A 13,718-nucleotide genomic window follows, 5' to 3' on the forward strand; every position below is an offset into this window, starting at 1 on the left:
AAAAGGAGTTTGGCAATGTTGACAGTCACCAAGAATCCCCCCGTGGTCGGCCATGGCCAGGTACTGCGCGGTCCCGTCGCACAGGCGTCGAGCCGGGAGGCCCTGCTGGCCGGTACCTACGACAAGGGCATCTATCTGCGCCCCAACTTAAGCAACGGCGGCAAGATACCAGCCACTTCGCCGCTGTCGGCCTCGCCCGACATCTGGATCGCTGGTACCCAGCCGGTGAAGGACTTCCGCAATGCGTTGGCCACTAGCGGCAGCTACGCCTCCCAGTCCCCGGGCACCATCACCCAGGGCACGCCCAACTACATTTACGTGCGTGGGTGCAATGGCGCGGCGGTCAGCAGCACCACCAAGGTGCAGTTGTACGGTGTGCCGTGCGCGTCCATCCAGTGGCCCAGCGAGTGGGCCAAGTACGGTATTCCCACCGACCGCGACCATCCGGATGGCACGCAGCCTTACTACGACTCATCCATCGTCAACCTGGCGTCGTCAGGCATCGGTGTGGCGGCCGATACCTTTGTCTGGAGCAACCCGCAGCCGCCAACTGGAGGGAGTGACCACTACTGCTTCATTACCTGGATGAACAACGCAGGTAACCCGTTCCCGGATGTATTCTCGCAGTTGGATATGTCGGCACTGGTGACCAACAACCTGCAGTTCGGCTGGCGCAACGTGTCGATGCAGTCCGGCCGCTCGCCTACCCGCCAGATGAGTTCGCAGTTGATCATCCCCAGCGACGTGACAGCAGGCAGCCGTGAGTACTCGCTGCAAATCACCAACATGGGCTTCCCGGAAAGCGGCTGGACCCTGTCACTCAGTTGCAGCCAGTTGGATTCCAAGGGCAACCCGATCACCATCAACAACGTCGCCATGCCGGCCGTAGGTCACTTCGTGGGTGTGCGTTGCACCTTGTCGCCAGGATACAGCGCGCTGCTCACCCTCAACTTGTACCAGAACAACGGACCCGCTTCGCAGCCGGGTGCGGCGATCGACATCACTCCGTCCTACTTCTCCGACGGCACGGCGCTGGAGTTGCAGGAGGCACTGGACCGCGGGTTGGTGGACTTTGCCTTGTCCCATGCCCTGCACCGGGCATTTGCCGCCACCGAGGTCGCCGACATTCGCCCGCGCCCCGTGGTATCGCTGGGCGCCGACGGGCTGCAGATCATTTGATGCTCACAGGGAGTGAAAGGTCATGAGTCAAACAGTCGTCAACTTGTTCAGTAGCAGCCAGGCTGCCACTGAAACACTGTACCTTCGTAACAACCTGGCCTCCACCGGCAGTGTACCGTTCAAGGGAACGCTGGGGCTGTGCCCCGATATCATTCAAAGCCCGCAACCGGTGCCCGATGCGCAGAATGCGTTGAGCACGGTTAGCAGCTGGGAACAGGCCTATAACGTTCAACCGCAGGCCGCCGTGCCTAATTACTACTACCTGCGCGGCATGAACGGAGGCAGCGAAGCTGACAGCAACGGGTTTTCCTTGTATTACGCGCCCGCACAGGTGCTGCTGCTGCCCGCGACCTTCCGCGGCCATGCGCTGAGCACCGCCGCGGGCCTGGAAGTCACACCGGTCAACGCACCTGCCGGGCATATCGGGGTAGGCCAGGCCCCCTTCGTCTGGACACCGTCACCTCCGCCGGCCGACAGCTATTTCAACCTGATCGCCCAGGTCAACGCCGCTGCCCAGCCCGACCCGCTGCCGGTGGTGCGAGACTGGCTCGACCTGGCCAAGCTGATCGGTCAGACCCCGACCCTGGGCATCCGTACCCAGGCGCTGGTACGTGGCAACCAGTGGGTGCGCCGTCAGCAACTGACGGTACCGGCAAGCTTCACCAGTTCGCCGATCACTATCACCCTGGCGGCCCAGGGCCTGGCCGGCACCCGCGTGTGCCTACTATGCGATACGGTCACACCGTTGCAAGTACCGGTGATGCTGGGGCCGCTAACCCTGGGCGCCGATGGCAGCCAGACCGGGGCCACGTTCGTGTTGCCTGCGGGGTACTCGGCCAACCTCGCCGTGCAGTTCTGGAATCCGGACAACCAGCCGGTCGCGGCCGGTTCGAGCCTATCGGTGACCTTTGGCTATTCGATCAACCCAGGGGCCGAACTAGACCGTGCCATCGCCGAGAACCTGGTCAACCATCACTATCAGGAAATCGTGGGTGAAAGCGCCACGGCCGCCATCAAACCCAAGGCGATGGCTATCGTCAGCCAGATGACATTTACCTTCGACGCCTGATCCGGGCTGCCGCGCTCTGTGTTCAGGAGGACACAGAGCGCCTTCGGTTGGTTCAGTTACACCGTTTTCCGGGTTCTGCTCAGGATGGCGATCAGAATGTCGCCTGTACCTTCAACCCGCCGACCCAGGCATCGTCCACCTGCCTCACCCCACCTGGGTGTCGGACGAATTGCAGGTTCGGCCTCACCATCAGCCAGTCGGCCAGGTGAATACCGTAGTTGAGCTCGGCGTTGTACTCGGTTTGCTGCACCGGCAGGTAGCCCGGGTCATCGTAATCCTCGACACCATTGGTCAAATTGGTCAGCGCCGCATTCTTGCGGTATGCCGGATTCACATGCACCTCGGAAACCGCCAGGCCGATGTCATCCTGCGGGCGTGCAGCGAACAACCCCTTGTACACCGCGCCGACCGACACATAGTGGTCGACCTTGCTGGTCTTCTTGTCATGCACCGTGGCCATGGCGAACAGGCTCAATCCGCGTGACGCATCGCTTGCCTGGCGAGTGACCTGCTGCATCGCCCCCAGCCACACGCCGTGCTTGCTCGAGGCACTGCGATAAGCCGCGCCACTGATCACGGCCGGCTGACCGTTGCTGTCCTTGAGCACATCCTTGGCATCGGAGGTGCTGTAGTAATAGCCGGCGCGGTACTCACCCGGCAGGCCGCCGATACGCGGCTGCCATACCAGTTCGACCGGCAGGACCGCGCCTTCGGTGCCGCTGCCACTGAGCTTGAAGCCGTTGTCGTTCTGGGTGTTGGACGGGTTCTGTTCGTATGCACCGATTTGCGCGAACAGCTCGGGGGTGAGCGGGTACTTGACCCGCAGCGCCCATTGGGTGATCGGCCAGTTGTACCAGATGCCACCCCAGTTGCCGACCTGCGAGCCGCAGAAGGTCAGGTTCTGGAAGTTGCAATCAAAACTGTTGAAATCCTCGCCTTCGCCAAAGCGACCAGCCTTGATGTCCAGCCGTCGGTCGAAGAACGCCTGCTGGTAGTACAGCTGGGTCATGCGCCAGTGCGAGCCGCGCCCCCAAACTTCCTGGGACGAGCTAAGGGTGCCGACACGCGGATCACCGACGCGATCGTTGGAGATGTTGTCGCCGTTGCGATCAGCCACGGTCAGCTGAAAGCGAGCGTCGTGCCAGCCGAGCAGCTTCTGCAGGTCGACGCGGGCGCCGAGCGAGTACTGGTCGCTGTAGCTGGCGCTGCGGTCGTTGTTGTAGCCGCCGCTGAGGTTGGCGCCGATTTCGCCGACGTAGGCGAATTCGAAGTCGATACCTTGTTGGGCCAGGGTGCTGCGGGCGCCGTTCCAGTCGCCGAGAGCCCAGGGGGAATTGCTGGCGAACGGTTCAGCGGCGTGGGCCGATTGAGCACAGGCCATGGCGACCAATAGAGCGCTGTATGGGAAGGTATGCATGGTGTTCTCTTTGTTATTTGATAATGGCCTGTGCCGGCCCTTTCGCGGGGCAAGCCCGCTCCTACAGGTTGCAGGATTCCCTGTAGGAGCGGGCTTGCCCCGCGAAGAGGCCGGCACAGGTCGATTACTGAACGCTGGCGCGCATCTGTGCCGGCAAATCGAGCTGCTTGCGCATCTTCGCCACCTCCTCTGCCGTAACAGCCGGCGCACTGTTGCCCCAGCTGTTGCGCGCAAAGGTCAGAATGTCGGCAATCTCGGCATCGCTGAGCTTCCAGTCGAACGCCGGCATCCCCGCCCCGGTGACGTAGGTATGGGTATGCACCGCCCGCGCCCCACCCAGCACCACACTGGTCAGGGTGTCGGTGTTCGCCGCAAGGATCGCCTTGTTCCCGGCAAAGCCGGTGATCATATGGCTTACACCCTCGCCCGCCGTGCCGTGACAGGCCGAACAATGCACCTCGTAACCCTGGCCGCCACGCTGCATACCGGCATCGTTACCGGCCAGCGCGGCCGGTGCTGGCTGCGGGTTGCCGGGCAACGACTTGAGGTATACCGCAATGGCACGCAGGTCCTGGTCGGTCAGGTGCTGAGTGGAGTTCTCGATCGCCTCGGCCATCGGCCCGCTGGCCACGGCAATGCCATCGCTACCGGTCTTCAGGTAGTCGACGATCTGCTCGACACTGCTGTCGCCCAGGCCCTGGTGCGGGTCGTTGGTGATGTTCGGCACGAACCAGGTGCCGACGAGGCCACCTTGCAGTGCCTGGGCAGCGATGGGTCCACCCAGGGCATTGCGTGGGCTGTGGCAGGCGGCGCAGTGGCCGGCGCCATCGACCAGGTAACGGCCACGGTTCCACTCAGGGCTTTGCGCCGGGTCAGGGGCATACGACGTGTTGTCGAAGAACATCCAGTTCCAACCCGCCATCAGCAGGCGCTGGTTGAACGGAAAGTTCATGCCGGCCAGTTCGTCGACCTTGTGCGCCTTCGGCTCGAGCGTACTGAAGAACGCCCACAGCGCGCGCAGGTCGTCATCGCTCATGCGCGTGTAGTCGGTGTACGGCATGGCCGGGAACAACAGGCCATGGCGCCCCTGGCCCTGGCGCACGGCGTTGAAGAAGTCGCGCTGGGTGTAGTTGCCGATGCCAGTTTCACGGTCGGGGGTGATGTTCGACGACTGAATGTCACCAAACGGCGTGCCAATCACGTAACCACCGGCAAAGTCACCGCTTTTGGCCGTGTGACAGGCCGCGCAGTCGGCGCCGCGCATCACGTACTCGCCCTGCTTGATCAGTACCGCGTCGGTAGACTTGAAGTCGCTCAAGCGCACGCTGTCATCGGCCACCTGCGAGCGCGCGGTGGAGTTGGCCTGGATCACCAGGCCGAGCATCACAGCGCCGGCCAGGGCCACCACGCCACCGCCGATCAGGGCGGTTTTCTTGCTTATCATGGCAGGCCTCACACCAGGGAACCGGGGTTGTGCTGGTACTTCTCATGGATCGCCCGGGCCGTGCGGATGGCCAGGGCGCCCACGGTGCTGGTGGGGTTGTAGCCGGCGTTGGTAGGAAACGCCGAGGCGCCGACCACGAACACGTTGTGTGCATCCCAGCTCTGCAGGTAGGTGTTGACCGCGCTGGTGCGCGGGTCATCGCCCATGACCATGCCGCCCTGGGTGTGGTTGGAGTTCTCGTCGTACGGGCTCCACGCCTTGGCGGCCGAGTTGAAGGTGTGCACGTGCTTGGCACCCATTTTCTTGCCGATGTCAACGGCGCGCTGCTCGATGAAACGGGCCATGTTGCGGTCGTTCTGGTTCCAGTCGAAGGTCATGCGCAGCAGCGGCGTGCCCCAGCGGTCCTTATAGTTCGGGTCCAGCGACAGGTAGGCATCGCGGGCTGGCATCGAAGTGCCCTGGCCGAAGATGATCCCGTAGTTCTGGTAGTTGTCCTTGTAGGTCTGCTTGAAACCCTTGCCCCAACGCGGGCTGCCCGGCGGCAGCAGCCCTGCCCGGCCGATCGGCATGCCCTCGCGAGACACGGTGAGCAAGCCGGCGCCGCCGATGAAGTCGAGCTGGCTGTGGTCGAAGTTGTCGCCGTTGTAGTCGTCCACCTGGATGCCCAGGCCGCCGGCACCGATGAACGGGTTGAGGGTTTCGTCCTCGAACCACACGTGGGCGCCTGCGCAAGTCTGGTAGTTGTAGGCGCGGCCGATGGTGCCGGTCTGGCTGACCGGGTCGTACTGCTGGCCGATGCCGCTGAGCAGCATCAGGCGGGCGTTGTCGTAGGTGAACGAGCACAGCGCGACGATATCGGCCGGCTGGATCACCTCGCGGCCTTGCTCGTCGAAGTAGCTGACGCCGGTGGCGGTCTTGCCGTCTTCAGCCTTGTGAATCCTGGTCACGTAGCCCTGGGTGATCAGGGTGAAATTCTTGCGCCGCATCAGCGCCGGGATCACGCAGGCCTGGGGCGAGGACTTGGAGTAGTTGCCGCAGCCATGGAACATGCAGTAGCCGCAGTAGGTGCACGGCGCCATGCTCACGCCCAACGGGTTGACGTAGGCCGCGCCAACGTGGGCCACCGGGATGTAGAACGGGTGCAGGCCCATCTGCGCGGTGCTGTCACGGTAAATCTGCATCAGCCGCGAATCCTTCAACGCAGGCGTCGGGAACTCGCGGCTGCGCGGGCCTTCGAACGGGTTGCCGCCGGGGCGGATCTCACCATTGAGGTTGCCGGCAATGCCGGAGATGCCGGCGATGCGCTCGAAGCGGTCGTAGAACGGCTCCAGATCGGCATAGGTGATGCCCCAGTCCTGCACCTGCTCCAGGCCCTTGAGCTTGCTCGCGCCGTAGCGCTCCAGGGTGGCCGAACGCACGCGGAAGTCCCATTCGGAGAAACGCCAGGCCATGCCGGCCCAGTGGAAGCCCGCGCCGCCCACCGACTTGCCCATCTGGAAGGCTTTCAGCTCGCGGGTTGGCACCGCGATCTGGCCGGAGTGGTTGCGGAACGTCAGGGTGTAGTCGCCTGGCTGCAGCAGCAGCTCGCGGCGGATGGTCCAGCGCAGCTCGTCGGGGTCGACGGCCGGTGGCGTATCGGTGGAAGTGTCGAGCCACGGACCGCGGTCGATGGCGACCACTTCCAGCCCGGCGCGGGTCAGTTCTTCGGCCATCAGCGAGCCGGCCCAGCCCAGGCCGACGATGACCACGTCAGCTTTTTTACGTGTAATTGCCATGTTGGTTTCCTCTGGCCTCAGCTCACCGGGATCAGGCTGATGGGCGCCAGGCCCAGGTCCTGCCCGCGACGGTCGATGTATTGGCGGTAGTCGTAGCGAGCGCCGGGGAAGCCCACCAGCTTCCAGCCGACCATGCCGCGGTTGCCGCCATAGAGCGGGTCGGCGAAGTAGCCTTCGCGCACGCTGAGCAGCAGGAATTCGAACAGGCGGCTGCCGCTGCCGGCGCCTTCCCAGTCCAGGCGGCCTTCGTCCAGCTGGCGCAGGATCGCGTCCATCTGCTCGCCATCGAGTTCGGCGAAGGCACGGCCGTGCAGCTGGCGGGCGTGCTGATCGATGAACGCAAGGCCGGCCAGGGTGTAGTCGCGTCGGGTGCGCAGGCTGATGGTCAAGCCCATCAGCGCGGACTCGTCGGCCTGAAGCGGTCGCTCCAGGTACAGGTCCTTGGACTCGCCGTAGGGGCCGTTCATCTGCGCGTCGAGGTAGTCGACGCAGCCGGCCTCGCTGGCCGAGGCACCCAGCTCGTCACGGGGAATCAGGCGGTCGAACACGGCAGTCAGGGTGGCGCGGGCCTGGCCCTTGAACACATTGCCCTGGCCGCCACTCATCACCGGCGATGGCAGCATTTCACGGTTCAGGCCGGTTTCCGGCGGCACCGACTTGAGTTCCACTGCGCCGACCTTGGCCAGGCCAGCGGCGGCGAACAACGCACCCATTGAACGCAAGGCGTCCCTACGCTTCATGGAGTTCTCCTTATCGACAATCACGGGGGAGCCGTGCGGCAGGTCGCGGAATTTCGGGCACGCAAAGGCACACGGCGAGCACGGACGGGCTCGTCGGGGGCGATGGGGATCTGGGCGGATGAACGAAAAACGCGGTGTACTGGGGAGTGAACCTGGCAACCTGCCGATCACGGCGGGTGCCAGTCTATGGCGCGGCATAACGCCGCGCCATCAAGGCGTTGACGTGTTTACGTCAAAATCGCTTCAACACGAGGCAGGCGGGAGGGTTTCGTCGATCACCATACGCAGCTGCGGCCACACCTGTGGCGGTGCGTCCAGGTCACCGTTGGCGTACAGCAGTTGCTGGATGGCAGCTTCGGCCTGCCCTTCAGGGTCCTGGTCGAGCACCAAGGAAAGCAGCCCTTCGCGGAGCATGTCGGCATGCTGCGCTGTAGCCTCATGGCTGATCCAGACCAAACGCCTGGCATGCCTGGACAGCGCCTGGTGCACGCCCGTAGAGCCACTGCCGGTGGTGTACAGCCCGACCACCCCAGCGTCCTGAGCCAGGTACTCGCTGATCTTCGACGCATTGAGCTGGTTGTCGTCGAAGCACTCCACCGGGCCAAGTACCTCGACCTGCGGCGCCCGCTCGGCCATGACCTCGAGAAAGCCCTGCACACGCTGCTGATGGGCGCGATAGAGCAATGAGTTGGTTACCAGCAGCACACGGCCCTGGGCCGGCGCAACCCATTGGCTCATCAGTCGCCCGGCGGCGCGGCCGGCGACATGGTTGTCGATCCCGGCGTAGATCGCCCCTTCCAGCCCAGGCAGGCTGCTGGTCACCAGTATCACCGGCACACCAGCAGCGACCTGCGCACTGAGGGCTTCACGCACCTGCGGGGTGTCCTGGGCAACCACGATCAACCCCTGGCGCGGCACCCTGGGCTTATTGATGAGATCCAGCAGTTGCTGCGGATCGCGCTCCTGCCAGACATGGCGCTGCAGCACCAGCCGCGAGCGGTGCATCTGCGCTTGTTTGACGAAGGCTGCAGCCAGACGCCGGTAATGGTCGGTGGCGCTGTCTACCAGCAATAAATCGAAGCGCAGCAAGCCATGCAGCGCAGACGGGAGCAAGCGTTTGAGCCCCAGCGCCTGGGCTGCCTGCAGCACCTTGCGACGCTTGCTGTCGGAAACGCTGCCGCGCTCGTTCAACACTCGGTCGACGGTGCTCAGGCTGACGCCGGCCAATTGGGCGACATCAGCCATGCCTTGGCGACGGTCAGTCTTGTCCACCTAGAAACATCCAGTAACCAAAGACGCGGAGTCTGCCATGCCTGCGCCGCTTTCGCCTACTCCGCGTCATTCTCCTGCCCCGTGTGGCGAGCACCCTTTTCATTGAACGCCAACCACCTCAATCGGCGCGGCATCCAGCCCCGACGCAGCAGCCAGCCATCGAGCGAGAACTTGCCGGCCCCGGTCACCATCACCCCGGCAAACACCACCATCAACAGCATCACGTACTCCCAGCCACCCCCGCCCGCCGAGGCCCAGGCATACCCTCGGCTCCACTCCCCGCCGAAACCGACCGTGGCCACCAGGAAGTACACCAGGCTCACAAATGCCCCCAGCCTTGCGAACAACCCCAACCCGACGCTGACGGCACTGGCAAACTCGATCAGCCCACCGAGCACGACGAAGTACGCCGCGACCTCGCCGAGGCCAAAGCCCTGGAAGCCCGTCTCCAAGCGGTGAAACCAACCCAGCCCGGCGAAGATCTTCTCGGAACTGTGGCACAGCTCGTTCAGGCCGAAGTACATGCGCACGATCGTCGCCTGCCACAACAGCAATCCCAGCCAAGCCCCTGGCTTGTTGCGATCACGGCGCAGGTCGCTGAGCACGCAGTCGGCGAACTGCAACAGCAACGGCACGGCGGCAATGCTCGCGACCCAGACCATGACCAATGCATCGTTCATCGCCGCCACGCGCCAGGCGATCAGGAACGGTAGCAACGACAGCAGAAAGCCCGGGGCGAACGCCTTGGGGGTGATCAGCGCCGCGCTGAACAAGGCAACGCACATCCACAGCGTGCTCGACCAGGCGGCGAAGTCAGGCAGCGAGTGATTGCCCCAACCACAGTAAAGGGCGGCCACCAGAGTCGCCGCCAGCCCGGCCACGCTGAGCGTGTTGGGCATGCGCGACGGCGTGAGCAGGCCGTAGTCGTTGGCATAGGCGCCCTCGACCATATCAAGGGAACGTACTGGACTGTTCATCACGAACCTCGCTCAAGGGTGGCTGACAGGCAGGGTTTTCTCGAAGGCACGCGCAAGCTCCGTGGCCATGCGCTGCTCCTGGTCATCGCTGGCACCGCCGGCCACGCCCAAGGCGCCGACAGCCTGGCCCTGCTGACGGATCACCACCCCGGCGACGGCGGGCAGGATGCCAGGGATGCTGCCCAGTTGCAGGTTCTTCTGCCGCGCCAGGTCGTAGAACACCACGGTGTCGACGTCGTTGATCGCCGCCGAGTTGGCCTTCTTGATCGCCGCCTCGATGCAACCCGGGGCGGCGCCGTCCATGCGTTTGAAGGCCAGCAGGTAACCATTGGCGTCGGTTACCGCGATGCATGGGTGGGTGCCTTCGGCGCGGGCCTTGGCCACGGCGGTATCGAGCAGCGCTGCCGCGCCGCCCAGGGAGAGCTGGGTGGTGCCACGCAAGGCAGTGCCTTCACTGGCCTGGGCCCATGGCGCGGCGAGCAGGGTGAGGCCTGTCAGGAGCAGGCGCCGGAAATGAACGTTCATCTGCAATTCCTTTTCAATCGATCCAGGTTGGCCCTCCGCGCATTCGCGCAGAGGGCCACGGCCATCAGCGGAAGGTCGCTGCCACGTCTTCGGCGAGTTTCTGCTCGGTCAGGTCGGTGGCACCGCTGACGCCAACACTGCCGACCACATTGCCACCGTGCTTGACCACTACCCCGCCCACTGCCGGCAGGATGCCGGGGATGGTGCCGATGGCCAGGTTCTCCTTGCGCGCCAGGTCGTAGAAGGTGATGGTGTTGATGGCAAACCGCGCTGCCGAGGTGGCCTTGGCAATCGACGCCTCGACGCAACCGGCATAGGCACCCTGCATGCGGGTAAAGGCCAGCAGGTGGCCGTCGGCATCGGTGACCGCGATGCAGATCTTCATGGCGCGGCTGGCGGCCAGTTCGGTGGCTTGCTGCGCCAACTGCTGGGCAGCGGCGGTGGACAGGTTTTCCTGGGCCACCACCGTGGCTGCCGGGCTGGCCGCCTGGGCGGAGGTCGCCATGGCGAAGGCAAGGGACAAGGCGGCGATGGTCATTGTTGTTTTCATCGGTACATCTCCTGGGTAGGTGCCCTGTGCGTGCTTGCGCAGGGCTGACTGAATGCGGGCGCAGGGGCGCCCTGCTCGCGAGCCGCTGGGGCTCGCAAGTGCATCAAGTGGGTTACTGGGGTAAGTGGATCAGCGGGCAACGCTGGCCAGCGGCTTGCCGACCATGGCCGGGACTTTCTCGCGCCCGCCCAGGGCTGCCGGCAACTGCACCTTGTAGATCATGAACGGCCGCACGATCGCGTCCTGGCCGCCAGGGCCTCGGTTGGAGGCCATGCGCGCACTCTGCGGCACCGGGATGTAAAGCTCGCGTTGATCGGAAATGATCATTGCATCCGGGTTCCACAGCCGCGGGTCCTCGGCGACCACGCGCAGCGTGCCGTCCGGGGCGTACACCGAGACGCGCGGCCGGTCATACTCGCCCAGGTAGACATTGCCGGCGCTGTCCATCGCGGTGCCGGTCAGCGGGCTGGTGTCATGCACGAACTCGACCTGCTTGCCTAGCTCCGCCTCGCTGATCCGCGTGTCGCGCAACGCTGCGGTCGGCACCCGCCACAATGGCCCGCTCAGCGGCTGGTAGTACAGCCATTGGCCGTCGGGGCTGATCTCGATAGGGTCGGAATGCACTTGGTGATCGCTGCCGTCAGCCAGCAGTAGCGGCTGGCCGTTTTCTCCGATCGGCCGGCGTTCGGGCGCCATCTGCGTCGACGGATGCCCAGCCAGGCGGCGCACGGCTTCACCGGTTTTCAGGTTGACGACGATGATCGCGCCCAGGCCCGAGTCGGTCACATAGGCATGCTCGCTGTCCAGGCGCAGGTCGTTGAGGTTGGCGCCGGCCGGCAACACGCTGGCGGGCAGGCTGATGCTGCGCAGCAACTTGCCGTCGCGGGTGTCGAACTGCAGGATCTTCTGCCCGGGGTTGATGCCTTTGGGCCCGGCATCTTCGCCCTGGTCGATGGCCCACAGGGTGTCGTCGTCAAAGATATGGATGGTGTTGATCTTTACCAGCGCCTCAGCGCTCGGCTTGCCCGGTGCCCAGGCATTCCACTGCCCGCCCGGGAACGGCTTGAGGCTGCCGTCGGGCAGCACCTCGGCGATCGACGGGGTTTTCTCGAAGCCCGGCCAGCGCGGCAGGCCGACGAACAGGCGGCCACCGGAAGTCAGCGCCACGGCGTTGCACAGCCAGTCCAGGCGGGCGACCTCAGTCAGCGGCTGACCGCTGGGCGGCAGATCCTGCGCCTGTATCAGCGGCGTGCAGGCAAGGCCGAAGGCAAAACCGGCAATGCGCAAAGCGCGGGAAGTACGTCCTGATGCGTTCATTATTGTTGTCCTTGTCAGTAATGGAATCAGCGCGCAGTAGCGGGCTTGAGCGATGGCGCGGGCCGGTCGCGGTCTTGCGGGTTCGCGCTGTCGTCAGGGCGTTGCAGCGGGCCGACGATGAGCAGGTAGCTGACGAACGCACCGACGGCATTCAGCGCGACATACACCAGGGCACCGTTGAACGAGTGCATCGACTGCACCATGTAGCCGATCACCACCGGGGTGACGATGCCGGCCAGGCTGCCAAAGGTGTTGAAGATCGCGCCATTCATGCCGATGCTGTCCTTGGGCGAGACGTCGGCGATGATTGCCCAGCCCAGCGCGCCCACGCCCTTGCCAAAAAAAGCCAGGGCCATGAACAGCACGATCAGCAGGTTGGTTTCCACGTAGTTGCACAGGATCATGCTCATCGACAGCGCCATGCCGATGAAGATCGGTAGCTTGCGCGCCAACGTCAGCGACATCCCCTTGCGCAACATCCAGTCTGAAGCCATGCCCCCGGTGATCCCGCCCACAAACCCGCAAATCGCTGGCACCGCCGCCAACAGCCCGGCATCCAGCAACGACAGCCCGCGCTGCTGCACCAGGTACACCGGGAACCAGGTGAGGAAGAAGAACGTCAACGTGCTGATGCAGAACTGCGCCAGGTAGATGCCGAGGAACATGCGCTGACGCAGCAAGCCACGGGCGCGCGTCCAGGTGCCGCGCCAGCCCTGCCCTGGCGGCCGGCTGGCTGCGTGCTCGCGCAGGCTGGCCCCGCCTAGACACATGGCTTCGCGCTCCACCGCCGTCAGCGTCGGGTGCTCGACTGGCGCCTTGATGCGGCGGATGAACAGCACACCCATGGCGACGCCCGCCGCGCCCATCACATAGAACACCCACGGCCAGCCCCAGCGGGTCGAAATCCACGCCAGCAAAGGTGTGAACACCACCGCCGCGAAGTACTGGGACGAATTGAAGATCGCCGTCGCGGTGCCACGTTCAGCCGTGGGGAACCACATCGAGACGATCTTGCTGTTGGCCGGAAAGCACGGTGCCTCGGCAGCGCCGACCAGAAAACGCAAGGCGAATACGGCGACGAAGGCCAAGCCCACCGGCATCATCGCGACGGTGCCGATCAACCCGGTGAACAGCGACCAGGCGACGATCGCCAAGCCCAGCACACGGATGCTGCCGAAGCGGTCGATGGCAAGGCCTCCCGGCAGTTGCAGGAGCATGTAGGCCCAGGCGAAGGCCGAGAACAACCAGCCCATCTGGGCATGCCCCAGGCCCATTTCATCGGCCAGGCTGGCGCCGGCGATGGACAGCGTGGCGCGGTCGCCCTGGTTGATGATCATCATCACGAACAGCAGGGCAATGACTTCATGGCGCCGGTGTTCGGCGATGAAGCGGCGCAGAGAATGTATTTTTTTCATTGTATTCTCGATACCGGTTTGCAAGCGCGTGCAACCTG

General features: G+C 64.4%; 12 protein-coding genes. 2 read left to right on the forward strand and 10 right to left on the reverse strand.

From position 1 onward, the window contains the following. Positions 1-15: 15 nt before the first annotated feature. Positions 16-1,179 carry a hypothetical protein gene (locus tag F3J45_RS03520; RefSeq protein WP_167057419.1) on the forward strand — a complete coding sequence of 388 codons (1,164 nt, stop codon included), beginning with the start codon at positions 16-18 and terminating at the stop codon, positions 1,177-1,179. Between the two features lie 22 nt (positions 1,180-1,201). Next, complete coding sequence (locus tag F3J45_RS03525; RefSeq protein WP_167057422.1) at positions 1,202-2,248, forward strand: hypothetical protein; 1,047 nt, start codon at positions 1,202-1,204, stop codon at positions 2,246-2,248. A gap of 91 nt (positions 2,249-2,339) precedes the next feature. Here F3J45_RS03525 and F3J45_RS03530 read toward each other — a convergent pair whose 3' ends face one another. The 10 genes from F3J45_RS03530 to F3J45_RS03575 form a co-directional block, all read right to left on the reverse strand. Further along, positions 2,340-3,665, reverse strand: a complete 1,326-nt coding sequence (locus F3J45_RS03530) for a carbohydrate porin (RefSeq protein ID WP_167057425.1) — start codon at positions 3,663-3,665, stop codon at positions 2,340-2,342. Positions 3,666-3,789: 124 nt separating this feature from the next. After that, positions 3,790-5,109, reverse strand: coding sequence for a cytochrome c (locus tag F3J45_RS03535; protein ID WP_167057428.1), 1,320 nt, complete (start codon positions 5,107-5,109; stop codon positions 3,790-3,792). A gap of 8 nt (positions 5,110-5,117) precedes the next feature. After that, positions 5,118-6,884 carry a GMC family oxidoreductase gene (locus F3J45_RS03540; RefSeq protein WP_167057431.1) on the reverse strand — a complete coding sequence of 589 codons (1,767 nt, stop codon included), beginning with the start codon at positions 6,882-6,884 and terminating at the stop codon, positions 5,118-5,120. Between the two features lie 17 nt (positions 6,885-6,901). Further along, complete coding sequence (locus F3J45_RS03545) at positions 6,902-7,624, reverse strand: gluconate 2-dehydrogenase subunit 3 family protein (protein ID WP_167057434.1); 723 nt, start codon at positions 7,622-7,624, stop codon at positions 6,902-6,904. A gap of 243 nt (positions 7,625-7,867) precedes the next feature. Beyond that, the gene (locus F3J45_RS03550) at positions 7,868-8,896 is read right to left on the reverse strand and encodes a LacI family DNA-binding transcriptional regulator (protein ID WP_167057437.1); all 1,029 of its coding nucleotides are present in this window, start codon (positions 8,894-8,896) and stop codon (positions 7,868-7,870) included. A gap of 56 nt (positions 8,897-8,952) precedes the next feature. Next, positions 8,953-9,873, reverse strand: a complete 921-nt coding sequence (locus F3J45_RS03555) for a DoxX family protein (RefSeq protein ID WP_167057439.1) — start codon at positions 9,871-9,873, stop codon at positions 8,953-8,955. 12 nt (positions 9,874-9,885) lie between these two features. Continuing rightward, positions 9,886-10,398 (reverse strand): heme-binding protein, encoded by a 513-nt coding sequence (locus F3J45_RS03560; protein WP_167057442.1) that lies wholly within the window; start codon positions 10,396-10,398, stop codon positions 9,886-9,888. A gap of 64 nt (positions 10,399-10,462) precedes the next feature. Next, positions 10,463-10,948 carry a heme-binding protein gene (locus F3J45_RS03565; RefSeq protein ID WP_205300379.1) on the reverse strand — a complete coding sequence of 162 codons (486 nt, stop codon included), beginning with the start codon at positions 10,946-10,948 and terminating at the stop codon, positions 10,463-10,465. Positions 10,949-11,077: 129 nt separating this feature from the next. Then, a complete protein-coding gene (locus tag F3J45_RS03570; protein WP_167057445.1) occupies positions 11,078-12,265 on the reverse strand; it encodes an L-dopachrome tautomerase-related protein in 1,188 nt (395 codons plus the stop codon). Positions 12,266-12,291: 26 nt separating this feature from the next. Further along, entirely contained in the window at positions 12,292-13,680 is a 1,389-nt protein-coding gene (locus tag F3J45_RS03575) for an MFS transporter (RefSeq protein WP_167057448.1), read from the reverse strand. Positions 13,681-13,718: the final 38 nt, after the last annotated feature.

The sequence above is a fragment of the Pantoea sp. Ap-967 genome (assembly GCF_011752565.1).
GTDB lineage: Bacteria > Pseudomonadota > Gammaproteobacteria > Pseudomonadales > Pseudomonadaceae > Aquipseudomonas.